We start from the raw sequence: 26,717 nt of genomic DNA, 5'->3' as shown, positions 1-26,717 counted from the left end.
TTCTCCTGTTCGTTTAGTTTCAACTTCATCATAAGTTGCAAAACTTAAGGAAGACTTAAGGTTTGACAAAATAGGCTAAAAAGAGCTGTTTGTAAGTGAACGACAAGGGCTGAATATATCTTCAGAGGCATGGTATTCCTGAGTCGAGACATCCATTAAACCGAGTAAGGAATGAAATAGATTGTCGTGGGAATAAGGCTTATCACGAGAAGCGTTTAAACAGCTTGAGTCGATATGTTTTTGCTTCGCAAAACCTGGAGACATCCAAAACAGCAAGGGAACCTTGGTTTGAGTTTCTGGGGCTAAGCTGTAGGGCATGCCATGCAGAAACAGGCCATTTTCACCCAGTGATTCTCCATGGTCTGAGACATAGATCAGCGCAGTATTGTATTGTTGCAAACTTTGTAAGTGTTTTATCACTTGTGCGGTGACAAAGTCGGTGTAGCGAATGCTGTTATCGTAACTATTTTGAATTTGCTCTATCGAACAGTTTTCAATATCGGCTCGTGGACAATCGGGTTGATAGGTTGCCATTGAACTTGGGTAGCGTTGAAAGTAGGTGGGGCCATGGCTCCCCATCAGATGCATCACAATCATACGATTCCCTGACATCGCCGAGATTTGTTGATCGAGATTTTCCAATAGCACCATGTCATAGCAACTATGACCATTACATTGTTGATCTTGTCGCGAAGTATCTATATTGATGAGAGGAATGTTTTTTGCGACTGCTTTATCGCCTCCATCATTTTCCTTCCATAGTAAGTTAATACCAGCTCGTTGCAGAATATCTAACAGGTTGTCTTGGTGATCGGCTTGCTTGCGATTGAAGTTAGCTTTATTCATGTTAGAAAATAAACAAGGTACCGATACTGCAGTGGCTGTGCCGCAGGAGGACATATTGGAAAAGAAGAACGGGTGATAGGCTTGGGTATAAGCGTTAGTATCACGAGCATAGCCATGGTATTGATAGTTTTGTGCGCGGGCGGTCTCACCTAATAAAAAGATGACTAAGTTCGGCTTATTTGCACTTGTGTTCGCAGCAGCATTTGCTATTTGTTTGGCGTCGGTTGCGAGGGTTTTATAGACCATGGGTTTAGTAAAGTAGCTGTCTTTGACCTGCCCATAGGCACTGTAGACAAACTGGGTCGGAATAATCATTTTGTTTAAATAGGAATTATTTCGACCGACCGACGAGTAGTCTTGATAATACAAAGCTGCGATTAATAGAATACCCAAAACAGATAGGATCATGGCTAAGCATTTTTTAGCGATGAAACGAATAAAGGTGCGCTCTTTTTTTATTGGTAATAGTGCGAGTAGAACACTTGGTAGAACGCCTAAGCCAAGGATCCAGGTTAGTGAATATAAGCTGATATATGAGCTGGCTTCACCAGCATTGGTTTCCAAAATATTAACCAACATATCCTGGTCAAAAATGGTGCCATAGTTAAAGCTACTGTAGCTGACAATACTCGATAATAAGATCAATAGAATAAAAAATGGTTTAAACAGAAACGGCCAAGAGAACAGCTGAAATATCAGGTTTAAAGCGAGTATAAAAAATAGCGGAATGCTTATGATGAAACCTAGTTTTACTTGTTCGAGGTGGCTGAATATCTCACTTATTTTGGCATATATGGGAAGGTTAAGTACCACTGCAAAATACAGGGCGATGAACAAAGTGGCGAGCCAATAGGGTAAGGCGAATCTAGTGAATGAACGCATGTTAAATGAGAATCCAACTCCAAGTAAAAGCAGCGAAAATGAGAGATGTAAGCACTGCGGCTGAGGCTATGTCTTTGGCTTGACCACTCAGCTCGTGCCATTCAGAGCCGATGCGATCAACCACCGTTTCGATGGCTGAGTTGAGTAATTCCACAATCAGAACCAGTATCAGGCTACCAATAAGCAAAATCTGCTCACTCTTGCTTACAGGCAGAAATAAGGCTGTGATGGCTAAAGGCAGTAATAACGTGACTTCCTGCCTGAGAGCGGCTTCACTTTTCCAGGCGGAAATGAAACCATTTATAGAAAATCCTGTGGCATAAATAATGCGTGCGAGGCCAGTATGAGTTTGTTTCATAAGTCTTAATCAGTGGTTAATTTTAATAAATGAAGCTTTCCTCATGGCTCTGTTAACAGCAAACGAGGATCAGCCTGAACGCAGAGAGCTTAAAATTGTTTTCTTAAGAAATACTTAAGAAAGCGGCTTTATATTGCTGGCTGCCGACCGGCCGCAAGTGAGACTAATGATTGGGGAGGCGGTATTTTTGCGATTGACCAATATTTTACTTTGGAGCAAATTGTTCAACTTTCCTTGGCTGTGGTCGATAGCAAAACCAGCGGCGCTGAATCAACTCGTTATCCCTTGAATAGTTGATACTTCTTCGCTTTGTGTTTTGATTTGGAAGATTGCTTATATCTAATCCATGCTTTCTTCAAGCAAAGTACTGTTTTATTGATTCTTATCAAATAGATTGTGAATGATAGTTAGCTGCTTGTTCTAGTATTTAACTATCAGCAACGGTTCATATTGGGGGATTCTTTTACTGCGGTTTATGGTGTTTTTAAGCAAGGTATGCCATGTGAAATTAGTTATCCATATAAATGGTGGTTTAATGCGCAACCAATGCACCGCAGGGTTTGATTAACAGGGTTTGACGCTGTTTTGGAAGATTAAAATTAAGATACGTTTGTTTTGAATAACACTGACCGTGACGAATAAGGGATTTCGAGCCAATTTTGGTCATTTATTCAAATTTACGGTGATTTGGGTTTTCTCTCACATGGAAGGATTTATGCGCACAGTTAGTTTTCGACTTAAAGTTATCATTTTATTATTTCTTATTGCCTTTGGTTTTTTGGCTTATGAAGGTATTACCGGGATGAACCGAGAGAAAGCCGCAATAGAAGATTTATATACTCAAGGGATACAACACACCGTTCGAGCTGGTAAGATTTTGGATAATATCGGCAGTGCGCGAAGCTCCTTATTATTGGCCTTTCAGCACGATCCCAGCTCTGAATTTGCAAAAATGCATGACCATCCTTTAGGTAAACATATCGATGCGATTCAAACTAACATTGAAGCCTTGCATCAGCTGATTGACCGGGAAATATTAGGTTCAGATTTATCGGATGAAGAACGCAGGGTTACTCAGCAGCTGGCGAAAGAAGTTGACCAAGTGACGCAGCGTGGTTTTGAGGTTGCGATTAAAGCGCTACAGCAAGGCCAGTTTACTGATGCTAATTTGGTATTATTAAAGGTGATTAACCCTGGTTATGCCTCTGTCACCATGGTCGCCCAACAATTCTTAAAGCTGCAAATAGATGAAGCCGCTAAAAACTTTCAACAGGCCGAAGCTGATACCGAACATTTCATGTGGTCGGTTGGTATTATTATTAGTTTAAGTTTGTTGGTGATTATTGGTCTGTCGGCACTGATAGTGAAGCGCGTTTCGGAAGCGGCTCGTCAGCTTCAAGCTAAATCGAGCTTGATTGTTGCGGGGGATTTAACCCAGCGAATTGATGTGGATGGAGAGGATGAATTTACTGATATTGCCAGCGATGTGAATACCATCGTGGCTAAGTTTCAACATGTGGTGAGTACCAATAAGCAGTCGGTTGAAGTGCTTGCTAGTTCAGCAGAAGAAGGTTCATCGGTTGCGATGCAAACCAAACAAAACATTTTTGATCAACAGCAACAAACTCAGTTAATTGCAACGGCGATGCACCAGTTTACGGCCACTGTTCATGAAGTCGCGCAAAGCGCCAGTACAGCCGCCGAGGCATCGGAAAAAGCCGATTTGGCGGCCGCCGATGGTCAACAGGTGGTGCGGCAGAGTATCGCGATGATCGAAAGTTTGTCTAATGAAATGCAAGACTCGGTTAAAGAAATGCAAAAGCTAGCGCAGCATGCGGAAGAAATTGGTAGCGTGGTAGAAGTGATTCAAAGTATTTCTGAGCAAACTAATTTACTTGCACTGAACGCGGCTATCGAAGCTGCTAGGGCCGGCGAGCAAGGACGAGGTTTTGCGGTTGTGGCCGATGAAGTTCGAACTCTTGCCAGTCGTACTCAACAGTCGACAGGGGAAATTCAGCAAACGATTTCGCAATTACAAGAGGGCAGTCGAGAGTCAACCCAACGGCTTGAGCAGGGGGCTAATAACGCGAAGTTAACGGCCGAAAAGTCTTTACAGGCGGGGGACGCTTTAGCGCAAATTACTCAAAGTGTTGATCATATTTCGGCGATGAATGCACAAATCGCGACTGCAGCTGAACAACAAAGCTCAGTCACCGAAGAGATCAATCAGAACATTATTGCGATTAGTGATATCTCTAATGAAACGGCTCAGGGAGCCGAGCAAAGCTCCAGCTCAACGATGGCTTTGGCCAAGTTAGCTGAGCAATTAAAAATGGAAATCGAAGCCTACACCGTATAGTGGAAGGGCCTTTGAACGGCACTGTTAATCTTGCGAGTGTCCATCGGATATGACGGCACTCGCCATCTCAGAAATTGAATGCAACTGTGCTTTATTAATCTTTAAAAGGTGATTCATGCCGCGTACTCAGCCTAAACCGTGTTTAACTCAAGCGTGGTTACAATACCAAACAGTTTTGCTGGGTTGGTTACTCTCACAGACCCAAGACTCTTTGTTAGCAGAAGATGTGCTACAAGATGTTTTTGTGAAAGCCATACGCCAAAAAGATAAGTTTTGTCGTATCGATAATGTGAAAGCGTGGTTGTTTAAAGTTGCGAAAAATCGTTTAGTCGATCACTATCGCGAGTCTGCAAAGTTTATTAGCAGTCGTGATTTGAATCGTTTTGAGCAGCCACAAACGGCGCTTGAGCCGATCGATGCCTTAGTTCAATGCTTACCCAGACAGCTCGAGCGATTAGCGAAGCGCGATCGTCATATTATTCAGTGCTGTGACATTGTAGGGATGTCGCAACAAGACTATGCGAGGCAGCATAAACTGAGTTTACCGGCGGCTAAGTCTTGTTTGCAGCGCGCCAGAGTGAAGCTTAAACAGCAACTTAATTGTGCATGTCAAATTGCTTATGATGAGCAACAGCAGATCTGTTGCTTTAAACCGAAGCGCCCTTAAATCAACAGGCTTACTGTCGAAGGACAATATAGTTTGATGGAAAAATGCAGTCATCTTGGTCAGTAGCGAGCGTTTAATGAATACTAAAGCTTGCTCACTTCCAAATTCATTGTTGGACATTGCTTATTAAAGGGGGATTGGCTCGGAAGAATGCTTATCAGTTAATGCCAAGGTATAGTCTGGCTGCAACGTGGGTAAGTTTTTTGACAAAAACACGATAGAAATCATGCTCTAATCGTTGATTTTCGAATTACTAAAAGTAATGTAATTTTTAAATTACTTGGGAGCACAATTATGTGCTCTTAGTTTCTTACAACGTCAACGATATTTCTTTTTTTGTCGATGAAACTATGAAGAGACTTCAACGTAAATCCTCCAATCATGACTGCGCTGTATAACACGCAGTTTTTCATCGCTACCAGTGGCATTTCATAAAAATCAATAGATATAAAATAGATCTGGCCAGCTATACCAATACCTATTGCCATACCTATATGTTGTAATGCTTGCATTGCACCTGAAGCAGTACCAGAATCTTCTCTATCTACAGTGCTCATCATGCTTTGAAATAACGCAATTATTGCGCTTCCCATTCCAAGCCCTCCTATGAATAAAGGCAATGAAATCCAATATAACTTATCAAATACAGAAACATAGCTAATTGTGAGATATAGTATTGACCATGCAACGGTAAGTCCTAAACAACCACCAAAGACTCTGTAGCGTTGCCATGATAAAGGGCTATTTTTTAGCACTGATGAAGAGATAAGAACCCCTAAAGGGAATGCCAAAGTCACAGCTCCTGATTCAAACGGACTAAAGCCAAGATGCCTCTGCATGTAATATGTTAGAACAAAGAACAACCCAGGAGTCGTGGTACCAAACAACATCATGAACATAGCTTGGTTGATGAAGAAACGGTTTGTATACAGGCTAACAGATATCAATTTAGGACGACTACTATCTGCTGTAGGCTTCTTCAACCAAAGGTTGAGACCCCATATACTAGGTAGAGACATCGCTAACACAGCCAGTATCCATGGTTGCCAGCCTAAGCTGTAGCCTTCAATGAGAGGCACAATAAGAGAAATACTCATCAATATAACTAGACTATTCCCTAGCCAATCTATTCGTAATCGTGACCTTTTCACTTCGTTCGCTAGATTTCTTTTCACGCCAAAATACGCGATTACTCCAATGGGAATGTTTATAACAAAGATAATTCGCCAATCAAGGCTGAATAGATTGAGTGAAATCAACATCCCTCCGACGACGGGGCCAAGGATTGACGCTAAACTTCCCACAATCCCCACATAACCAAACATCTTTGTTTTTTCTTCTACAGGAAACATTGACACTGCAATGGCTAACACCTGTGGAACCATCATCGCACTTGCAAAACCTTGAAAAAACCGGCTGAACATTAGCATCTCAATGCTAGGAGAAACCGCACACATCAATGATGTCGCCATAAAGGCGATTAGCCCGCTTTTGAATAATCGCAATTTGCCATACATATCTCCCAGCTTACCCAAAGGAAGCAAGCAGGCAGAGAAGCTTATCAAATATATGATTGATACCCATTGTGCTTGAGAATGTGAAATATCCATATCTTGGTAAATCCGCGGAATAGCAACATTAACAATGGTCACATCCAATATATTGAGGAAGTTGGCAAGCAACAAGAAGAAGAGTGCTTGCCATCTGTTTGGTAGATATTGATCGTGCATTATACCCAACTCATGTAACTTCAAATGTATCGTGAAGCTCATTGTATTTTCATGTATCTTTAAAAGCAACATGAAAGGAGTTAGCGATGCGAACCGATTCTCGGCTATCAAGAGTTATTCATGCCTTACTACACATGCACGATACTCAGCAACCTTTAACCTCTGAAGTTTTAGCTAAGATGCTAAACACGAATTCATCTGTCATCCGGCGAACAATGTCAGGGTTACGTGATAGAGGTTATGTTATGTCCAACAAAGGGCATAATGGAGGCTGGATATTAACGAAACGCATCGACGAAATTACGTTGCTTGGGCTTTACGAAGCCTTAGGTATGCCTCGCTTATTTGCAATATCAAGCGATTCCGACAACCCAACATGTTTAGTACAGCAGATAGCTGATGAGTCTCTTAACAACGCTCTAGAGATGTCTCGACGTGTATTTATCGCTCAACTTGAGACCGTTACACTTGCAGAACTCAATATGCAATTTAAATGTCGTTTAGAAAGTTTGGATAATGAGCGGGGTCATAAGTCAGACCCACATGAATGACAGTAAATCTGCTCTAGTAAGCCAGATTCACAGTAACATTATTATAATTTGGACACAGGTTGTTTGTTTGCCAAATATCTCGTATGACTTCCAACTTGATGTATGGGATCCACTCCCTCCTTTGCCAAGACTAGACTTAGGAGAATGAAAAAAACGAGGATTCCAGTATGTGGTAAGGCCTTACCAGGTAGCGCCTTCAACAAGAAGCCGAATATACGTACGTATCTTAACCGTCTATTGAAATGATCACTTTGTAAATACGTGGATCCCATATATGTTTGGGTTGCGATTCTTCGCTGTAACACGCCTCTGGACAGAAACGAGTTACGAATCGCGACTAGGCAAAGGCATGGTCTATTAGTTTATGTATGACTGAGTGATAGTTAACGCCCAAAGCAGCGGCGCGCGTTAGCGCGTCCAGCCCGCAGGGCGATGCTGCCTTTGCTTGTTATGGTGCATAGCCTAGTGGCACCGAAAAGAATAATGTTAGAAAACCAACAATGTAGATGGCAAAGAAAACCAACATAGATTTGCCCAACGTTGCCAGCCCTGAGTCATTTAGCTCTCGCCACTCTCTTTTAAAGAGAAACTTCATGAACGTAATATTGCTAGAAAGTGAATTATTCATGATGAGGCTTGGTTTACCCATAGATTCATATTTTTCGGGATGCCTAGTTTCTAATATTTTGAATAGTCGGTAGCAAAGGAAAAACCAGACAAATACCGAGCAAAATAAGACTCCGAACATTATTGGGAACACTTCTTTTACTTCATACTCCTTGAACCATAACGCCGCAATCTAGCGAATCCCCTCATAATCTCTTGAGAATTCATATAAGTAGACGCGCACCCCGTTGTTTGATCTAATTAATTTCGCCAAAAACCTTTCCTATCAAACCTGCACGGAGGCAGTCGGGATGCGCGAAACTCAAATTCTACACCAAATGCTTATTGAGCTGTGCCCGAATATTCACAAAAAACGCCTTAACTCTCTGATGGTTGCAACAACATCGCTATTAGATGGCGATAAATTGTCTCTCACCGAGCTAGGGCGTAATATCACCAGCCGTACCTCACCTAAACACTGCATTAAACGCATGGACCGTTTGCTCGGTAACCACCATTTAAATAGTGAGCGTTTAGCGATATACCAATGGCATGCTCGGCAGATTTGCGGGGGCTAATCCCAGGCCTGTGGTGCGAGTCGATTGAGCTGATGTGCGTGAGCAATGACGCATGTTTTGTGGTGCTTAGGTTTAGTGGCACAACAGATTGGATGGCAACGACACTTTCAGGCCAATACCATCCGCAAACAGGCGGTTTTATCGGTAGTAAGGTTAGGAAAAGAAGTACGGCGAAGGCCTGAGTATGTGATAACAGAACAGCGAATACGTTGGGCAATTAATGCGTTTCGCTGGTTAACTCTCTCTTCAGGACTCAAAGATTTATGAGGGGATCCTCCAGCGCCCACATTAGGGGCAATAAAATGTAGCGGCGATTTTGTTAAACTTGCGAAGCACCAAAACGAAACCGCCGCGTAATTTTAGTGTCCCAGCCCAACTTGTTGGGCGACTTAATGTGCTTGTTAGTTGCCGTTTATTTAACATTACCCTTGAACTTTAATAATGACTGTTTATATATTAAATAATTTCCAAAAGTCATTGCAGCAAGCGGGATTAAAGGTATTACCCAATAAAGCACATGCCCAAATAAAGCCCCTGTAGAGAAATCATATTCAGAAAAAATTATACCCATAAAAATGAATATCGCTAAAAGTAAAACTGTTAACAACATTGCTACCGAAAAAAGTACAATTCCAGTGAAATTATTCAAAACTATTTACACCCTCTGTTTCAGTAATGATTGGCAACTAACGCCAACCTCAGAGGCGTAAAAGGTGAGACCTTTTTTTGCGCTTTTGCTCCTGCAAAAAACGGGCTGGCTTTTACGTCCTTTGCAGGTTTTTGTGTACGCCCAGCATGGGCATGAACTAATGAGGTGAAAGTCCTCTGTAGGAAGGTCACCGTTTAATAACACTTTGATTATTAAACGCTAAGGACTAGCGAATGGCAAGGGCATTGCCGCGAGGGAATGTCTGAAGGAAGCCGGATGCCTTTTTATCTAAAGAGAGGGCGAGCTGATGAACAAGAACATCATATGAGGCGTAGGCTGGAGGCGAGTTGGCACAAGACTTTGAGCTCATGTGATCTAACGGCCACCGTAAATGATGCAGCAGTGCAGAGAAAAGAGAAAGTGCATGTTCTACTTCTTATAAACAAAGAGTGGGAGATCTGCTTAACAGGCGATTGTTTAACTCACGCTATGGCGATTTAAGCAGACGGCTTTTTTTAGATAAAAAGTCCCAATGCCGTTCTATTGTGTAATGGTTGGGACATGGTGAAGGCCTGAACCTGAAAATCAATGAGGAGCCTGTGCTGCTCACTCGTTCTATATCCGACCGGACTTAGGAACGGTGGCGCAAAAAACAGAAGCCATCATTGGAATGCAAAGGAGCTAATCGGCCGTTGTATTTTAACCGTTTTCAGGAAACGCCCTGTGCGGAGCCGCATGCAGGGTGTTGTGGGGGCTGGAGGTTAGATACCTCCGGCTACCCGATTATGTTTATGGGCTTACTTTATAGACAACTTCCCAACCCAATATACTTTGAAAGGACCTGTGCCCTTGTGTGACTGCCCAAGAGCAACAACGACTTCTTTTCCTGACTTAAACCCTTCAAATAATGATGCTTCTGAAACCAACGAATTTTCATTTAGTAAGTATTCGCCCTGAGACACTTCCCAGTAAAACGAATGCTCTAATCCATCCACAATTACTTTCGCAGTATTTGGTAGCCCAATTAACATTGGACTGAAAGAGGTATAGTCATATTGAGTGGCATCCAAAATTAGTTCTTCGCTTGATTCAATAGAGTATATCTTGCCTACCTTCCCCATTTGGATATGCTCTTTATCTACAACGATTCGCTGAGAATCAGTATCCGAAAAAGCAAATGGCGTATATAAAATGACGCTTAACAATAGTGCTAATAATTTCATTGAAACTCCCTTTAAACATAACGCTAAGTAGGCCGCACGTGCAGGGTGAGATCGCGAACGTTTTTTGAGCAAGCACAAGCTATTTGACCTGACGTTCGCGCTGTGATCTTATACTCCCTTTTTCGGGAGCCCTCCATGACCATCGACGTATTTTTTGAGCATTTCGCCAGCATTAAAGATCCTCGCCAAAGCGCTAAAGTAAGCTATCCGCTGTTCGATGTGATGTTCCTTACCGTATGTGCAACTATTGGCGGAGCCAAAGGTTGGGAGGATATCGAAGATTTTGGTGAAGCCCACTTCAACTGGTTACGTGAAAAGGGCCTGTTTGCTTCAGGCCTACCAGTACACGATACCATTGCTCGGTTGATTTCACGGCTTGACCCATCGCAGTTTCAGCAGTGCTTCAGCAAGTGGATGTTAGCGGTGAGTGAGCAAACCGGTGGGCAGCTAATCGCAGTAGACGGCAAGGTGCTCCGCAGCTCCTACAGTCGGGATGACCGCAAGTCTACGATACACATGGTCAGCGCGTTTGCCACCGCCAATGGTGTCGTAATGGGGCAAGTAAAAACCGATGCTAAATCCAACGAAATTACCGCTATCCCAGAGCTGCTCAATGCACTAGAGCTCAAGGGGGCGCTTGTATCGATAGATGCCATGGGTTGCCAAACCAATATCGCAAAAACCATAACAGACAGAAAAGCGGATTACTTGCTGGCAGTAAAAGGTAATCAAGAGTCACTCTATAACGCTGTGCAAGCTCAACTGAACCCCGTAATTGATGACCCCATTGTATGTATAGAGAAAGGCCGAGGCCGCAAGGAGGCGAGAGCCTATGCGGTGCTGCCTGCCAACGAGCTGGCGAAAGAGTTCGCGCATTGGCCCGGGCTGAAAACGCTCGGTGTTGCAATGGGTTATCGCATGGCAGCTAACGGCAAAGAGTCGCTAGAGTACCGCTACTACATCAGCTCGGCAGAGTTGAACAAAGAACAATTCGCTGATGCAGTGCGAGGCCATTGGGGTATCGAAAACAGCCTTCACTGGGTGCTTGATACATCGTTCAACGAAGATGACTGCCAAATCTACCGAGAGAACGCTGCTGAGCTTTTGGCGATTATCCGCCATATAGCACTGAACCTGCTGCGACAGGAAAAGGGTAAAAAGGCCAGTATCAGACGTAAGCAAAATATCGCGGCAATGAATACGACTTACCTTGAACAGGTGCTATCGGCAGGGTTCTCGCGGGATGAGAGCAAAAAGTAACCATTCACGCTCTCACCCTGGCCGCACGTGCGGTCTATCCCATTCAATGAGCGCGCGTCCTATCACAAAAAACATGACCTTCATCACATTCGCTCATCAATTAATGATTTGATATTAACCCATTGTCTACCTTAGTTTTTTACTCGGAATCAATCAATCGTTGATCCATTTCTATCATTGATTACTTTGACAAATGACGCAAACGAAACTAAGAATGCTGTATATATACAGATAAAAAGTGCGCAACATGTCAAACACACCATTGCGGCTCCAGCAGCGATTTAGAAATACAATTTATCAGCACTATTACAGTATTCGCACCGAGAAATAAACTAGACCCCCATTCTAAAAACAAAAACCTTTCATACTCTCGATAGCTAAGATTACGCTTTAAATCCCATCATCTTCGCCGAGTCGCGCAAATGAACAAGGGAGCAAAGTTGAAATCTGTTTGAGCGTAGCGAGTTAGTTCAACGCCCTTGATAATGAGCAACGCAGGATCTAAGAAGATGCAGGGCGAGCTTTCTTTTTGCTTCGTTTTTCTTTGCTCGCCAAAGAAAAATGACGTCGCCGTAGGCGAAAGCTTTTACCCCGTTGCTAACACGGAATGGGGCAAATACGCATTAGTTTAAAGTAACTGGCACTTGGACAGGAATTCGATGAACCATGGAGTGATCAAATTTTTCCGCCGACACTTACTGTGCTTGTTATTCCGATTTTTGCTTCCGTTATAACTGTGATTCGCAACCAGTGTGGAGCATCGAAGTTTAACTATCCTTAAGAGGGAGCATATATTTTTGCATCTTTTCACTTCCTGTGCCGTCTTACCCTAAAGACACTGCTAATCGAAAATTACAAGTGAGTTTTACCATGGTTGCATTGCCGATGGTGTGAACTCTAGGGGAGACAATGATGTTCTACTATTTTAGCTGGTTCGCAGACTGGTTTACCTACCGCTTATTAAATTTAGAACCTGATGAGCGATGGGCCACTGCGGTACATTTTTTTATTGAAGATACAACCAAGATTTTTGCCTTGTTGCTGGTGATGATTTACTTCATTGGCTTATTAAGGGCGTCTCTAGACGTGGAAAAAGTAAGGGACTTTCTACAGGGTAAAAGCCGCGGGTTTGGCTATGTATTGGCGAGTGTCTTTGGCGCGATTACCCCATTTTGCTCTTGTTCTAGTATTCCAGTGTTTTTGGGATTTAGTTCAGTTGGGATCCCTTTGGGCATCACCATGGCCTTTTTACTGACCTCGCCGCTTATCAATGAAGTTGCCATATTATTGCTGATGAGCCTGCTTGGGTGGAAGTTTACCCTACTTTATTTGCTGATAGGGATGTCGGTTGGGATCCTTGGCGGGCTGTTTCTTGATGCCATTCATGCGGAGCGATGGTTGCAGTCTTTTGCGGCTAAGGCCTTACATGAGGGACAAAGCCAAAGTGCACAGCCTTCTAATGAGCAACGTTCTACACGTTTAAGTTATCGAGCTCGCCATCAATTTGCTTTCGATGAAACTCGAACTATTTTTTCTCGTGTCTGGAAGTGGGTGATTATCGGCGTTGGAGTTGGTGCTGCCTTACATGGTTTTGTTCCTGATGGTTGGATAGAACAACATTTGGGAAGTGGTCAGTGGTGGTCGGTGCCTGCTGCGGTGGTGATTGGCATTCCCCTCTATTCGAATGCGACAGGGGTGATCCCCATCATGGAAAGTTTGTTAGTGAACGGCTTACCTTTAGGTACGACGCTGGCTTTTTGCATGAGTACTGTGGCCGCCAGTATGCCGGAATTCATTTTGTTAAAACAAGTGATGCAATGGCGTTTATTAGCCATTTTATTCGTGACCTTGTTGTGTTCCTTCACCTTGATTGGTTGGATTTTTAATTTTTTAAGTACTTTTATTTAGGAGTGAATCATGAAACATTTTAAAGTTTTAGGCTCAGGTTGTCGTAACTGTAAAAATACCGTCGCTTTATTAGAAAAAGCCGCCAATGAATTAGATAGCGAAATTAGTGTGGAGAAAGTCGAACAGCCAGCTCAAATTATGGCTTATGGGGTGATGTCGACACCTGCGGTGGTGCTTGATGAACAGGTGATACACAAAGGCAGTGTACCCAGTTATCAACAAGTGCTTGAATGGCTACAATGAGTTATTTATAGCAAGCGTTATCTATTGAGGTATTTCAAGGATATTTGATTGCGATTTAAGCCGAGAATTTGCAGCACTTTGAGGTTTTGGTGCTGCAAATCGAAAGAGCTGCGGATTTGTTTATAATAGAACCCTGTAAATAGGATGGCTTATAAACGATAAATAAGTTTTATACTGAAAGCGTCAATATCGTTCTCAGAAATGAAATAATGAGCGTATCCAAGGCCTAGGGCCCATTGAGGACTTAATTGATAAGCGGCTTGTAGACCGAGATAGGGATCGGTGGCGGTTTTATCATGTTGGATCACACTGTCTTGCACAATGCTTTCTAACTGACTTTTCCAGCGGAACAGGCCTAGGCTGCCATCAACCAGAATATGCTCGTTATTCAGCAGTTGGTAACTCAAATCACTTGCGAAACCATGGCCAAGTACTGGCGTCGCCTTTGCAACGGCTTGGTGGTATTCCTCGGGTGAGAGAGTCTCCGCTTTTAAAGTGGCACTGCCCTGACCAAGATCGATGTAGCGAAGGGCTAACTTCCACTTGGGTTTGAAACGATAAGCAATTCCAATGGACCAAGCAAAATCTGAGTCATCAGTATCCATGACTTGTACCGAAGGAATGTTATCGAGTTCACTGTTGTGGTGTGCTTTGGCATAGCCAAGCTCTGTTTCAACTGACCATCGGTTTGGCTCTGCTTGTGCCTGAGCGCTAATGATAAGTAATAATAGCATGCTGCCTATTTGTTTATGGCGACGTAGCAGGAGCAAGCCTGCGAATAACAACATAGTTACTCCCATAGAGCCTCCCGAAGAGTTTTCAACAGTAGTTGATACATAGGCTTTCACCGTGACCATTACCGTGCCTTGTGCGCTTGCTGATTTTTCATCTTGTATGCTGTAAGTGATCATATCCTCGCCATCAAAACCTAGTTTGGGTGTATAAGTTAAGGTTTGATCATCATTGATGACTACGTCTCCATAGTTTGCGCTTGCTTGAGTGAGGGTTAGTTGATCATTGTCGGCATCGAGATCATTGCTCAGGACCGAAATTTTGATTTGACTATGGTCGTCGGTCGTGGCGCTATCTTGATGGGCTATCGGAGCAAAGTTGTTGACAACTTGGATAACAACGGAGCTGTAAGCTGATCCGCCATGGTTATCGGTAATGTTGTATTGAATGGTTGCTTTATCGAAAAAGCTATCTGACGTGGTGTATACCAGTTGTGAATTTTCAATGGATAATTCGCCAAAGTCGACCGTTGCGGCAGTGATATTAAGTGTATCGTTATCTGGATCGGTATCATTTGCGAGAACGTCAATAACAATACTCTCATTCCATTTTACGGTCACACTATCGGGCATTGCGACAGGAAATTGGTTGTTACTTAAGTTTATGGCGACTCCGCCCGGATCGGTAATACTTGCATTCACAAGGCCATCATCGTCATTTGGGCCTCCATCTTGAATGGTTAATTGCACACACCAATATCCAGCGTTTAAGCCAGCAGCCCACTGTGGATCATTGGGGGGCGGACAGTACCCTTGTTCGCCAGCCGCAGAGCTGACTATATTATTTGTATCTTCGACAAAATTAACCCATTGTCCGTTTTGAAATTTTCGATAAACAGCACTTTCGGGGATCGGTAAGCGTTGGGGGAGTACTACCGTATAGTTTTGTCCCGGTGTCGCTAAACCCGTCGCAATAAAATCAAATATACCACCTACATTCGTCATCTCATCATTGGCTAGTAGCTCGTGTTCAAGTAATTGCGCGCCGCCTGTTTGATTTCCAGCAATGGTGACTCCTTTGTGTAAACAAACGCCGGGCTCTGCTTCTACTAAGAATTGATGTCCGTGTAAGACTTGTTCTTGTAATACATTGCATTCATCAATGGCGTCGAGGTAATCAGGAACTCCGTCATTGTCAGAATCTTTATAGCCCTCTTGGGCATCTGAGATCAGATCATTATCACTGTCTTCATTCCCCAGTTCGGCGAGTGCGTTGGTCACCTCAATATATATATTTTGTTTGGAGCTGAGAGCTTCGGGGGCATCATCACTTACTGTTGCGGTTAACGGGTATATTCCAGGAACTAAGGATGTTGGGTTAAAAATGAATTGATCCTGTTCGGTCGCTAAATTAATCATCTCTGAATGCTTGGAAGCCCAGACTATAGTGTGATTATCAGCTGGGTTAGCATCGGATATTAAGGCTTTAATGAGCACTAAGTCTTGATTATTGAGCACTAAATGCCGTTGTTCTCCAGCTTGTGAAACTTGAAGCTCCATTTCTGGGGCCACATTGTTTTCAACAATCGTTAAAGTATGTACCGACTTATTGCCTAAGTTGTGCTCGCGACTGAGGTGAATTTCAATGGTTTCATTTCCTTCTGTTTGCGAATCTTGGTAAATGAATAATGGAATCACCCCCTCCGTTCCCTGCTCAATAATAAGTTCCCCGTCACTTAAATCATGGTCGTTCTCATCTGCGGTTCCCGAAACGCTATAAGCAATGCGAACCGGGTAGTCAGGGGCTTTACCATTCAGGTATACCGTAACCTGTTGCTCTGTACCTTCAACCACTTGTTGGTCTTTAGCGATTGAAATTAATGGATTTACTTTTATATTCTGGCTTAAGATCACGGTGTTGCCTTGAGCATCACTGGCTTGCCAATGTACAGTGTTATTGCCGGGAGGAAATAAGCTCGGGCCATTCACCAGAGAAACTGGAAGCGCTTCACCTGCTGCATCAACCGCACTTGCCTTTCCGATATCAAGTTTTGTAAATAAGCCCGTGGCATTTGCGACAACATCCTCAGGTGGACTTAATATAGGTAATCGCTCATTGGCAATCGCCTGCAGTAGTAAAGAGACTTGGGCACTGGCACTTGCTCCCGTTGGATCTTGAATCATGTAGTTAAATTCGACTTTACCCGCGGTGCCAATAGGCGCTTGATAAACGAGTTGGTTATCTTTAATTCGCACTTCTCCTACACTCACCGAGGCTGCAATAATGGAAATAGGGTCGCCATCGGCATCACTATCATTGGCTAAGACGTCTATTTGATAGCGGTTCTCATCATTGGTTTGTAAAATTGGTAAATCATCTTCGGCAATCGGTTTGTCGTTAAGTCCGTTAACATTCACGGTAATGGTTTTTGTTGTTTGATAACCATTGTTATCGGTGAGAGTGAGGACAAAGCTATCATTACCAAAGAAATCCGCTTCGGGTGCATAGCTCACGCTGGTGCCGTTTACGCTCACCGTACCATGGCTAGCTAGGCTGCTAACACTCGCGACCACGGTATCACCGTCTAGGTCTGAATAAGTAAAACTCAAACTTTGGCTATTATCTTCATCGGTGCTCAAGGTGGAGCCCATGCTAATGCTGGGCGCATCATTCACCGAAGCCACGGTGACGTTGATCTGCTGGCTGGTGCTGTAACCATTATTATCGGTTAGGGTGAGGGTAAAGCTATCCGAGCCAAAATAGTTCGCTACGGGGGCATAGCTGACGGTAGTGCCATTTACGCTGGCCGTACCATGGCTTGCTTGGGTGGATACTGAAGCGACTACTGTATCGCCATCCACATCTGAGTAGCTAAAACTGAGACTTTGGTTATTATCCTCATCGGTACTTAAGGTGGAGCCTATGTTGATGCTCGGCACATCATTGACTGAAGAAACGGTGACGTTAATTTGTTGGGTGGTGGTATAGCCCGCATTATCGGTGAGAGTGAGGGTAAAGCTATCACTACCGAAGAAATTCGCTTCGGGTATATAGTTCACGCTGGTGCCGTTTACGCTGGCTGTGCCATGGCTTGCTTGGGTACTGACACTTGCGACGACCGTGTTGTCATCTACATCTGTGTAAGTAAAACTTAGGTTCTGGTCATTATCTTCATCGGTACTGATGGTAGAGTCAATGCTGATACTGGGGGCATCATTCACCGCGCGAATCGTGATATGTATGGTGGCTTGATTGGAGCGCCCCCCTTCATTGTCACTGATGGTATACATGAAACTATCTAGGCCACTGGCATTTGCCTGAGGGATGTAGGTGATCGACCCATCGCCATTCACGGTGACCGAACCTAAACTCGGAGTTGTTACGATCATCAAAGATGTGGTTTCCAGTGAACCGTCAACATCGCTGTCGTTGCTGGTTACATTTAGGCTGACCGGCTGATCTTCTTCTGTTGAGGCTTCATCGTTGTTCGCTATGGGGAGGTGGTTCACCACATTATTGGTCAGCGTCACGGTGGCCACATTAGAAATGGCACCTGAGTTGTCGGCAATCGTATAGGTAAAGCTGTCTTCTCCACTAAGATGTGTGTTTGGGGTATATTGAATCAGGCCAGAAGCAATCACCGTGGCAAGCCCTTGCGTTGGCGTTGCTACGATAGAAATCGAACTCAGATTTAGTGTGCCATCGATATCACTATCGTTCCCCAACACATTGATGTGATGGGGAATATCTGCCTGCAGCATCGCGATGTCATCGCGGGCAACTGGCGCGTCATTGAGAGAATTGATGGTCACCGTGACGGTGGTTTCTGCAGAACTAGCATGTAAATCGTCTTCAACAACATAGGTGAAACTATCGCCACCGCTATAGTTAGCCTCAGGGGTAAAGGTCAACACTCCACTGGCATTTGCACTCACCGAACCATGCGCTGGTGGCTTAACTATTTGGACACTGGCGACATCAATTGTGCCGTCGCTATCGGTATCGTTGACAAGCACATTGATATCAACGTCATGATCTTCGTCTGTTGTGACACTATCTGCGACGCCGATAGGAGCCTCATTTGCTCCAGATACATTGATCGTGACCGTGGCAAGGTTCGACACTCGCCCAGTGCTATCTGCAACGGTGTAGCTAAAGTGATCTGTCCCGGTAAAATCAAGGGAGGGTGTATAGTTCACTTTGCCATCAGCTACCACGGCACTGCCATGTGCGGGTGGTGTGACTACAATTTGAGTGGTATTTAGTATATCGCCAATATCTGGGTCGGTATCATTGGCAACAACGTCAATTGGTAATAAGGTATCTTCCATTGTCTCTGCAACATCATTGATCGCTACCGGATCATCGGCAACAGGTGCCACTGTTAGGGTAACTGTTGCGGGTATGGATTCGCCTCCATAGATATCTTCAACTGTATAGGTAAAGCTATCGCTGCCGACATAATTAGGATCCGGTGTGTAGTTCACGACTCCCGTTCCGGTATTCACACGGGTAATGCCATGAAGCGGCTGACTATGAATCGTCATACTCGCTAAATTGATTGGACTATCGTCGTCGCTATCATTCTCCAAAACAGCAATCGCAACTTGATTATCTTCAGCGATTGAAATGGCATCATCGGATACATGAGGAACGAGGTTGTTAATGGTGAAGTTGTATGAGTTTTGTGTCGAAAATCCGCTAAAGGTGTTGCCTGCACTATCTTCAAGGGCATTGTTCCCAATCAGCACATAATAACTGTGAGTAGGCGTAAAAGTGGCGGTAGGGTTGATGGTCACAACTTGCCCAGTCATGATTATTTTCGAACCACCCACCGCTATGGCTTCGAGTAAGCTATCATCGGCGCTGTCAAAAATCGAAATATTGCCACTCCCGGCAACGATGGTTTCGTTAAATGTGATCGCCAACGACGCATCCTTAGCCACATTGGCGCTGTTATCTGCAGGAAGCAATGCCGTAATATAAGGGGAGGTTCCGTCATACTGAATATGCTGAGTTGTTGACGCTACATTCAGGTTCCCAGATGCATTGCTGAAGGTATCTGCGGCAACGGAAACGTTTATTTGACCCTCGACCGTGGGGGTCAATGTGACAGTATAGCTGGTACCAGAACCAGATAATCCACTTAAGGTGCCGCCCGTAATAGAGATATCGCCGAGCGTGAAGTCGCTGCTAGCTTCACTTAAAGTTGCAGTAATGGTGGCGGTTTCACCGACTTTTAACTGGGTTTTATTACTAGAAAGCGTCACGCTGGGACGCAGGGTATCCACTGCGATATTCAGTTGAGTGGCAACCGTATTGTTGTTGCCCGCAGCATCGGTAAAGGTATCTGCGGCCACATTAATGGTTGCCGCCGAGGTACTGTTTGTGGTTGGCGTAAAGGTGGCCGTATATAGTGAGCCACTGCCACTAAAGCTTGACAGGCTGCCACCCGCTACGACGATATCCCCTACCGTAAAGTCACCACTGGCTTCACTCAATGTTGCGGTAATGGTGGCGGTTTCACCGACTTTTAACTGGGTTTTATTACTAGAAAGCGTCACACTGGGCAGCTGGGTATCTACTGCGATATTCAGTTGAGTGGCAACCGTATTGTTGTTGCCCGCAGCGTCGGTAAAGGTATCTGCGGCCACATTAATGGTTGCCGCCGTGGTACTGTTTGTGGTCGGTGTAAATGTAGCCGTATACAGTGAGCCACTGCCACTAAAGCTTGACAGGCTGCCACCTGCTACGACGACATCCCCTACAGTAAAGTCACCACTGGCCTCACTCAATGTTGCGGTAATGGTGGCGGTTTCACCGACTTTTAACTGGGTTTTATTACTAGAAAGCGTCACGCTGGGACGCAGGGTATCCACTGCGATATTCAGTTGAGTGGCAACCGTATTGTTGTTGCCCGCAGCATCGGTAAAGGTATCTGCGGCCACATTAATGGTTGCCGCCGAGGTACTGTTTGTGGTTGGCGTAAAGGTGACCGTATAGCTGGTGCCTGAGCCGGTAAATCCACTTAAGCTACCGCCGATGATCGCGATATCACTGACCGTAAAGTCACTGCTCGCTTCGCTTAACGTTGCAGTAATGGTGGCGGTTTCAGCGACTTTTAACTGGGTTTTGTTACTCGACAGGGTCACGCTGGGACGCAGGGTATCTACTGTCATATTCAGTTGAGTGGCAACCGTATTGTTGTTGCCCGCTAGATCGGTAAAGGTATCTGCGGCCACATTAATGGTTGCCGCCGTGGTGCTGCTTGTGGTTGGCGTAAAGGTGGCCGTATAGCTGGTGCCTGAGCCGGTAAATCCACTTAAGGTGCCGCCCGTAATAGAGATATCACTGACCGTAAAGTCGCTGCTCGCTTCGCTTAACGTTGCGGTAATGGTGGCGGTTTCAGCGACTTTTAACTGGGTTTTATTACTAGAAAGCGTCACGCTGGGACGCAGGGTATCCACTGCGATATTCAGTTGAGTGGCAACCGTATTGTTGTTGCCCGCAGCATCGGTAAAGGTATCTGCGGCCACATTAATGGTTGCCGCCGAGGTACTGTTTGTGGTTGGCGTAAAGGTGGCCGTATATAGTGAGCCACTGCCACTAAAGCTTGACAGGCTGCCACCTGCTACGACGACATCCCCTACAGTAAAGTCACCACTGGCTTCGCTTAAAGTTGCGGTAATGGTGGCGGTTTCAGCGACTTTTAACTGGGTTTTGTTACTCGACAGGGTCACGCTGGGACGCAGGGTATCTACCGTCATATTCAGTTGAGCTGCAACCGTATTGTTGTTGCCCGCTAGATCGGTAAAGGTATCTGCGGCCACATTAATTGTTGCCGCCGTGGTACTGTTTGCGGTTGGCGTAAAGGTGGCCGTATAGCTGGTGCCTGAGCCAGTAAATCCACTTAAGGTTCCGCCCGTAATAGAGATATCACTGACCGTAAAGTCACTGCTCGCTTCGCTTAAAGTTGCGGTAATGGTGGCGGTTTCAGCGAGTTTTAATTGGGTTTTATTACTCGACAGGGTCACGCTGGGACGCTGGGTATCCACCGTCATATTCAGTTGGGTTGCACTGGTATTGGTGTTGCCCGCTAGATCGGTAAAGGTATCTGCGGCCACATTAATTGTTGCCGCCGTGGTACTGTTTGTGGTTGGCGTAAAGGTGGCCGTATAGCTGGTGCCTGAGCCGGTAAATCCACTTAAGGTACCGCCGATGATTGCGATATCACTGACCGCAAAGTCGCTGCTCGCTTCGCTTAATGTTGCGGTAATGGTGGCGGTTTCAGCGACTTTTAACTGGGTTTTGTTACTCGACAGGGTCACGCTGGGACGCAGGGTATCTACCGTCATATTCAGTTGAGCTGCAACCGTATTGTTGTTGCCCGCTAGATCGGTAAAGGTATCTGCGGCCACATTAATTGTTGCCGCGGTGGTACTGTTTGTGGTCGGTGTAAATGTAGCCGTATACAGTGAGCCACTGCCACTAAAGTTTGACAGTGCTCCTCCCGTAACGACGACATCCCCAGAAGAAAAATTACTACTTGCTTCACTCAGGGTGAAGGTTAGGGTTGGCGTCTCTCCCATTTTTAGCGCGTTATCTGATGTGGTTGTCACCACAGTGGGGGATATTTTATCGAGCGTGGCCGTATCGGTGACCGCTGTCGCCGCATTGCCTGCCGCATCGGTCACAACCACACTCAGGGTTAATGTCCCATTATTCAGCCCTGTGACATTCAAAGAACTAACCGTATCTACGGCCGTGGCAAGTGTGCCTGTCCCCGTAATTGCGCTCCCGCCCCCAGTTGATGTCAGGCTATAACTGTAGTTTGCTCCAATTTCACCACTAGCAAACTGGAAGGATAGGCTGCTGGCTTGAGTCGCGTTATAGCTTGTTTGATTCAAGGCGACACTGTGGCCACTGGGCGGAGTGATATCTCCTGTCACATTAATCGTCACGGTCCGAGTGAGGCTATCATCAGTCCCATCGTTGATCACCACCGTCGCGCTTCTGGCGCTCAGATCCGGAGAACCCGCCGTATTGTTATAAGTGATACTTTGCAAAAAAGTAGCCACTTGTGCCGTGGTCGCTGATGCGCCTGTTATGCTAATGGTATTTTGCAGCACACTGTCACTTTGTCCACTGATACCACCTAGTGCATTCTTTGCTGCGGCCGTCACGTTCAAGCCTTCTGCACTTCCGTCCGGGCGACTTGCCATCGTGACGGTGATAGTACTCATGGTATCGCCATCACCATCGGTGACCGTCGCATCGGGGGCAATGGATACAGTACTGGTGCTAAACGAGATCGTGTGATCGTTACCCGCGCCAACACCATTTAAATCAAGGGCTGGGGCCGTGTTAGTCGCAGCGACAAAATCCGAAATCGTCACGCTGGATATAGCTATTTCTTGATAGCCAGCCGTTCCTTGGATCCCGGTCGTATTCCCGGCAACCTCAGTTGGCCAGACTATCACCACTTTATCTACCGATTGCCATGCGGGATTGGCTGCCCAAGTGCCTGAACCTCGGGTAAAGGTTTCGGCAGCAAAGGAGCCAGTAATCACCCAAGTTAGGGTATCTGAAACAACTTGTGAGCCATTATCAAAACCAATCAGCGTAAAGTCTTCGGTATTCCCATTCGCTGCACCTCTTCGAAATAGTTCAAACGCATCCAGCGAGAAGTTGCCTGTAGCGGTGAGTTGCAATCCTCCGCTTCGATTATTATAAAAAGTGTCATCCACATCAACGGGACCAACCGCTCCGCCAAGCGCTGTTAACTGCTGTACCCGACTATTTGTGTATACATTACTGCCTTGGGTTCCCGTTCCCCAGTCGATGGTTAAATCGACGGTGGGAGAAATATTCACGGTCATTGTCACATCATCAACAATCGCAGAACTGATGTTTCCATATTTCACGACTTGTTGGCCAAGCACGGTTGGATAATCTGCCAATAATAGAGCGTTTGAATTAAAGAGGTGCGCCGTATTTATCTTGCCGAACTGACGCTCAAGAATCCAGTTTCCCCCTTGCTGAACACCCCCGGTATTATCAATAGATGCAGCGACATCGGTTTGAGTCAGTTGGGCTAATGCGCTAACAAACTCGGCACCTTGCGCACCTTGACCAACTTGGCAGCCATAAATAAGCAGGTCACCGCTTGGTTTGAGTGCGTGTTTCAATGCTGCGAGTAATTGATTAGAGGACCGAAGGGTGTTTGAGGAGAGAGTTTCACCCAGCAAGAATAGTTGTCCGGGTGCACCATGTGAGATGAGATGAATCGCGTCTAGATCTACAAAACTTGCCAGTTTTTCGCTAAGCGTGGCTAAGGTATCTAGTGCAGAGAGCTGAATAATCTGGTTATCCATATCCATATCCATGCCAAAAGCTCTCTGTAATACAGCACTGTGTGGGACGTCTGCATCGATGATCACGAGCCGGTCAAATGGAACCGACTGGAAAATGTGTTGATCTTCGCCAACCAGAGGGCTTAAGTGATGCTTGGCCTCTTCAATTGACCGCGTGGTAATAGACGGTTCCCTGTCCGATGATGAGGATGTTTCCCAGCTATCTGCACCAAAAGCGCTGACCGAGACAGTGATAAGTAATCCAGCGAACGCGGAGGTGAGATCAATCATCTTTTTATTCCTTTTCATTCGAGTCTTCCCTATCAAATACAATTATCTTAATTGCCTTAACTCACTTCGATGCGATACCTTTCGCTGTTTGCAAATCAATGGCGAAGTTGTTGTTCACTGCGCCATTTAGATTTCAGGGACGAGCTAAGCTCTGGGTGGGTACAGTCCATCCAACGATATTTGCCAGTTCACCACCTGCACCGGATTAGTAATATCAATGGCATTACCACCTCCAGTGTTGTCTACAGTCACGTTGCCACCAGTGCTTCCTTGCAACTCTACCGTCAAGCCTTCTATCTCGGTTAGGGTGGGGGGTTGAAAGCCGGGTGCAACGTACATACTTGAGGCTCCAGCAGCGAGGTGGGTGTTCGATGCTGGGGTGGTCGTTGTTGCAGTGTCAGTGGCAGCCTGCAAACTACTTGAGACTGATATATTCCCGCTCGGCGCGAATGTTGCTGCGTGCGTATGTTCCGGCATTTGTGATAGCGCAAGAACAGCGTACTCGTTACCCATCATGTGTCCTTGATAATAGGTTTTCCCGCCAGGCCTTGTGCCAACACCGACAGGGGAGCGGCCACGCATATCGGGGATCCCAAAGGTGGTTCGAGCATCCCCGCCGTACGTCGCTCCGAGTATTGAGAAAAGTGACGGGTTTTGCGAAATAGCGACCAGTTGTCCAAGACATATCGCAAATTTTTCGATCGTGAAGGTGCCAGCAAATGGTGTCATGGTGCCTAGATAGGGTTCAGCAGACATAATTAATCCTCATCATATTGATTAAACGTGGTTTACTTTGCTCAGCTTCATGCATGTTAAAAGGCGTATTTTTGCCGATAACGATACATGTGTTGCCGTTGTTGGAAAGCATAGGGTGAATGTTCATAGGCTTTAAATCGGTTCACATTTTTCTGGTAAGTCGACCAGAAACACCGGCGGAATAAAAAATTCAGGTAGCGATATTTTTCTGGCTTCGCCATGATGGACTTTATCGAGGCACAGAGTGCCTAATTCATTGACACTGATATCCAGCTCGGCATCGCTTTCTGCACTTGGAAATCGCCAATATAATTCTGTTGTTTTATAACGGAGCAATACCATCTGTTGATAGTGATCAAAATCACTAAAGGTCTCGGTAAATTTGTCATGGCAGTTTTCAATTTTTTGCTGACCTAAAAAATGGATGAGTAACTCGCCCATCCCCGGCACGAAAACAATGGTGGCTTCTCCACTGAGCACCTTAAATGACCCCGTTCCTTTTGATTTGGCGATACGCTCTGTCTCTGAAAGCTGTATTGAATCAGGGAGCAGCCCATGGTTGTAAGGTAAAATGGCCAATTGATAGAGGTAGTGATTGGTAACATTGACTTTGATCTTCATCGCTCTCTCGCTTCTAGGTTAGGGTTTCAGTCGAGATATGATAAATATATCGCTAAGGCTATTATCGTATCTGTCTAAATTTGCTGTTTATCTCTCTATTCACTTATTGTCAGAGGGAACGCTTTAGTCAGTGCTCTCCATCTCTAAACATTATTTTTTCGATGAAGCGCCATGTCGATGCAGGTGCCAGCGTCTAAACCAAATAACAAAGCAAAACGGTAACCATCAAAAAAGCCCTGTGGGCAGGAAATGATGTCTAGCCTTAGCGCGCTATCTTTGGTTTTTATGAGCATTCCCGCTTGAATGCTCACCTCTAAAACCGTTCCAACAGTTATCCCTGATAGTTCACAGTTGACCTTGCTTGCTTGATATAGATGAAAGTTACCTTGGGGAAAAGGCAGTATTACGCCCCCGCAATCACTATTTCCTGCCCGAGCCATATTGACAATGTCTTCACTGGAGTGACGATGCCAATCTACTATTAGGTCTTGTTCGCTGATCTTCGGCGCACCAGTAACATCTTTCTGCGCTTGAGCTTGCCAACAGATATCATCAGATTGGATAGCGTTCAATAAGCGTTCAATGAGTTGCGGTGCATATTGTGCGGCCTTTTGATATAAACATTGCAAGCTATCGAAGGGGTGGATCGGCACGAGCTGTTCCATGCCAATATCCCCACTGTCAAATTCGGCTGCGACTCGATGTAGGGTTAAACAAAGTTGCTTTTCTCCATGACGCAACTGCCAATACAGCGGCATTGGTCCTCGGTAATCGGGCAACTTTCCTGGGTGAATATTGAATAGCCAACCGTTGAAAAATTGGATGACTTGAGGGCTGATCTTATGCCTGAACCAATACACAAGACCAGCACTGACTTGCAATGCATCAAGCTCTGCCAATAATTGAATTTCACTTTGGAGGGAATATTGCAAAGTTTTTATCTGATGTTGCGCGAGAAGCGCTTGTAACTGGGTCAGATCTGGATTCGCTGGGCTATTCACCAGGACGACACAAGCCAACATATCCAGCTGCTGCAATCGCTGAATCGTGGGAAATGCAAAACAGCTACCAGTAAAAATTGCATATTGTTGTTTCATCATCATT

General features: G+C 45.1%; 16 protein-coding genes and 1 pseudogene. 8 read left to right on the top strand and 9 right to left on the bottom strand.

Going from position 1 to position 26,717, the window contains the following annotated elements:
* Positions 1 to 75 precede the first annotated feature (75 nt).
* Both ACRRSW_RS17590 and ACRRSW_RS17585 read right to left on the bottom strand, forming a co-directional pair.
* Entirely contained in the window at positions 76 to 1,728 is a 1,653-nt protein-coding gene (locus ACRRSW_RS17590) for a phosphoethanolamine transferase (RefSeq protein WP_432451948.1), read from the bottom strand.
* 1 nt (position 1,729) lies between these two features.
* Positions 1,730 to 2,086, bottom strand: a complete 357-nt coding sequence (locus ACRRSW_RS17585; RefSeq protein WP_432451949.1) for a diacylglycerol kinase — start codon at positions 2,084 to 2,086, stop codon at positions 1,730 to 1,732.
* A gap of 715 nt (positions 2,087 to 2,801) precedes the next feature.
* Between ACRRSW_RS17585 and ACRRSW_RS17580 the strand changes: the two genes are divergently transcribed.
* Both ACRRSW_RS17580 and ACRRSW_RS17575 read left to right on the top strand, forming a co-directional pair.
* Positions 2,802 to 4,445 carry a methyl-accepting chemotaxis protein gene (locus ACRRSW_RS17580; RefSeq protein ID WP_432460003.1) on the top strand — a complete coding sequence of 548 codons (1,644 nt, stop codon included), beginning with the start codon at positions 2,802 to 2,804 and terminating at the stop codon, positions 4,443 to 4,445.
* Positions 4,446 to 4,560: 115 nt separating this feature from the next.
* Positions 4,561 to 5,112, top strand: a complete 552-nt coding sequence (locus ACRRSW_RS17575; protein WP_432460002.1) for a sigma-70 family RNA polymerase sigma factor — start codon at positions 4,561 to 4,563, stop codon at positions 5,110 to 5,112.
* A 302-nt stretch (positions 5,113 to 5,414) separates the two neighbouring features.
* Here the strand turns inward: ACRRSW_RS17575 and ACRRSW_RS17570 are convergent, their stop codons facing one another.
* Positions 5,415 to 6,842: an MFS transporter gene (locus ACRRSW_RS17570; RefSeq protein WP_432460001.1), complete on the bottom strand. Its 1,428-nt coding sequence runs from the start codon at positions 6,840 to 6,842 to the stop codon at positions 5,415 to 5,417.
* 86 nt (positions 6,843 to 6,928) lie between these two features.
* Between ACRRSW_RS17570 and ACRRSW_RS17565 the strand changes: the two genes are divergently transcribed.
* The 3 genes and pseudogenes from ACRRSW_RS17565 to ACRRSW_RS17555 all read left to right on the top strand — a co-directional run bounded on the left by ACRRSW_RS17565 (position 6,929) and on the right by ACRRSW_RS17555 (position 8,844).
* A complete protein-coding gene (locus ACRRSW_RS17565; RefSeq protein ID WP_432460000.1) occupies positions 6,929 to 7,393 on the top strand; it encodes an Rrf2 family transcriptional regulator in 465 nt (154 codons plus the stop codon).
* A 917-nt stretch (positions 7,394 to 8,310) separates the two neighbouring features.
* A pseudogene (locus ACRRSW_RS17560) lies at positions 8,311 to 8,602 on the top strand (IS4 family transposase); the annotation flags it as partial.
* Positions 8,603 to 8,622: 20 nt separating this feature from the next.
* A complete protein-coding gene (locus ACRRSW_RS17555) occupies positions 8,623 to 8,844 on the top strand; it encodes a hypothetical protein (protein WP_432459999.1) in 222 nt (73 codons plus the stop codon).
* Between the two features lie 145 nt (positions 8,845 to 8,989).
* On the opposite strand, the gene ACRRSW_RS17550 is transcribed toward ACRRSW_RS17555, so the two are convergent.
* Together ACRRSW_RS17550 and ACRRSW_RS17545 are read right to left on the bottom strand one after the other, a co-directional pair.
* Entirely contained in the window at positions 8,990 to 9,226 is a 237-nt protein-coding gene (locus ACRRSW_RS17550; RefSeq protein WP_432459998.1) for a hypothetical protein, read from the bottom strand.
* 797 nt (positions 9,227 to 10,023) lie between these two features.
* Positions 10,024 to 10,449, bottom strand: a complete 426-nt coding sequence (locus ACRRSW_RS17545; RefSeq protein WP_432459997.1) for a hypothetical protein — start codon at positions 10,447 to 10,449, stop codon at positions 10,024 to 10,026.
* Positions 10,450 to 10,584: 135 nt separating this feature from the next.
* On the opposite strand from ACRRSW_RS17545, the gene ACRRSW_RS17540 reads away from it, so the two are divergent.
* The 3 genes from ACRRSW_RS17540 (at position 10,585) to ACRRSW_RS17530 (ending at position 13,860) form a co-directional block, all read left to right on the top strand.
* Positions 10,585 to 11,709: an ISAs1 family transposase gene (locus ACRRSW_RS17540; protein ID WP_432459228.1), complete on the top strand. Its 1,125-nt coding sequence runs from the start codon at positions 10,585 to 10,587 to the stop codon at positions 11,707 to 11,709.
* A 912-nt stretch (positions 11,710 to 12,621) separates the two neighbouring features.
* The gene (locus ACRRSW_RS17535; RefSeq protein ID WP_432461131.1) at positions 12,622 to 13,617 is read left to right on the top strand and encodes a permease; all 996 of its coding nucleotides are present in this window, start codon (positions 12,622 to 12,624) and stop codon (positions 13,615 to 13,617) included.
* 9 nt (positions 13,618 to 13,626) lie between these two features.
* Positions 13,627 to 13,860 (top strand): thioredoxin family protein, encoded by a 234-nt coding sequence (locus ACRRSW_RS17530; RefSeq protein WP_432451964.1) that lies wholly within the window; start codon positions 13,627 to 13,629, stop codon positions 13,858 to 13,860.
* A 149-nt stretch (positions 13,861 to 14,009) separates the two neighbouring features.
* Here the strand turns inward: ACRRSW_RS17530 and ACRRSW_RS17525 are convergent, their stop codons facing one another.
* The 4 genes from ACRRSW_RS17525 to ACRRSW_RS17510 form a co-directional block, all read right to left on the bottom strand.
* Positions 14,010 to 24,254 (bottom strand): Ig-like domain-containing protein, encoded by a 10,245-nt coding sequence (locus tag ACRRSW_RS17525; RefSeq protein WP_432459996.1) that lies wholly within the window; start codon positions 24,252 to 24,254, stop codon positions 14,010 to 14,012.
* 126 nt (positions 24,255 to 24,380) lie between these two features.
* Positions 24,381 to 24,992 carry a phage tail protein gene (locus tag ACRRSW_RS17520; RefSeq protein ID WP_432451966.1) on the bottom strand — a complete coding sequence of 204 codons (612 nt, stop codon included), beginning with the start codon at positions 24,990 to 24,992 and terminating at the stop codon, positions 24,381 to 24,383.
* Between the two features lie 132 nt (positions 24,993 to 25,124).
* Positions 25,125 to 25,613 carry a hypothetical protein gene (locus ACRRSW_RS17515; protein ID WP_432459994.1) on the bottom strand — a complete coding sequence of 163 codons (489 nt, stop codon included), beginning with the start codon at positions 25,611 to 25,613 and terminating at the stop codon, positions 25,125 to 25,127.
* A 143-nt stretch (positions 25,614 to 25,756) separates the two neighbouring features.
* Positions 25,757 to 26,716 carry a methionyl-tRNA formyltransferase gene (locus ACRRSW_RS17510; protein WP_432459993.1) on the bottom strand — a complete coding sequence of 320 codons (960 nt, stop codon included), beginning with the start codon at positions 26,714 to 26,716 and terminating at the stop codon, positions 25,757 to 25,759.
* Position 26,717: the final 1 nt, after the last annotated feature.

Source organism: Agarivorans sp. QJM3NY_25, from assembly GCF_050870875.2.
Lineage (GTDB): Bacteria > Pseudomonadota > Gammaproteobacteria > Enterobacterales > Celerinatantimonadaceae > Agarivorans.
This window is presented reverse-complemented; position numbering and strand designations above follow the sequence as displayed.

Excerpts from the sequence above, each read along its gene's own strand:
- ACRRSW_RS17530 (WP_432451964.1), top strand. The coding sequence starts at position 13,627 with ATGAAACATTTTAAAGTTTTAGGCTCAGGTTGTCGTAACTGTAAAAAT.
- ACRRSW_RS17520 (WP_432451966.1), bottom strand. The coding sequence starts at position 24,992 with ATGTCTGCTGAACCCTATCTAGGCACCATGACACCATTTGCTGGCACC.
- ACRRSW_RS17565 (WP_432460000.1), top strand. The coding sequence starts at position 6,929 with ATGCGAACCGATTCTCGGCTATCAAGAGTTATTCATGCCTTACTACAC.
- ACRRSW_RS17570 (WP_432460001.1), bottom strand. The coding sequence starts at position 6,842 with ATGCACGATCAATATCTACCAAACAGATGGCAAGCACTCTTCTTCTTG.
- ACRRSW_RS17590 (WP_432451948.1), bottom strand. The coding sequence starts at position 1,728 with ATGCGTTCATTCACTAGATTCGCCTTACCCTATTGGCTCGCCACTTTG.
- ACRRSW_RS17545 (WP_432459997.1), bottom strand. The coding sequence starts at position 10,449 with ATGAAATTATTAGCACTATTGTTAAGCGTCATTTTATATACGCCATTT.
- ACRRSW_RS17515 (WP_432459994.1), bottom strand. The coding sequence starts at position 25,613 with ATGAAGATCAAAGTCAATGTTACCAATCACTACCTCTATCAATTGGCC.
- ACRRSW_RS17525 (WP_432459996.1), bottom strand. The coding sequence starts at position 24,254 with ATGAAAAGGAATAAAAAGATGATTGATCTCACCTCCGCGTTCGCTGGA.
- ACRRSW_RS17585 (WP_432451949.1), bottom strand. The coding sequence starts at position 2,086 with ATGAAACAAACTCATACTGGCCTCGCACGCATTATTTATGCCACAGGA.
- ACRRSW_RS17535 (WP_432461131.1), top strand. The coding sequence starts at position 12,622 with ATGTTCTACTATTTTAGCTGGTTCGCAGACTGGTTTACCTACCGCTTA.
- ACRRSW_RS17575 (WP_432460002.1), top strand. The coding sequence starts at position 4,561 with ATGCCGCGTACTCAGCCTAAACCGTGTTTAACTCAAGCGTGGTTACAA.
- ACRRSW_RS17555 (WP_432459999.1), top strand. The coding sequence starts at position 8,623 with ATGACGCATGTTTTGTGGTGCTTAGGTTTAGTGGCACAACAGATTGGA.
- ACRRSW_RS17540 (WP_432459228.1), top strand. The coding sequence starts at position 10,585 with ATGACCATCGACGTATTTTTTGAGCATTTCGCCAGCATTAAAGATCCT.
- ACRRSW_RS17510 (WP_432459993.1), bottom strand. The coding sequence starts at position 26,716 with ATGATGATGAAACAACAATATGCAATTTTTACTGGTAGCTGTTTTGCA.
- ACRRSW_RS17580 (WP_432460003.1), top strand. The coding sequence starts at position 2,802 with ATGCGCACAGTTAGTTTTCGACTTAAAGTTATCATTTTATTATTTCTT.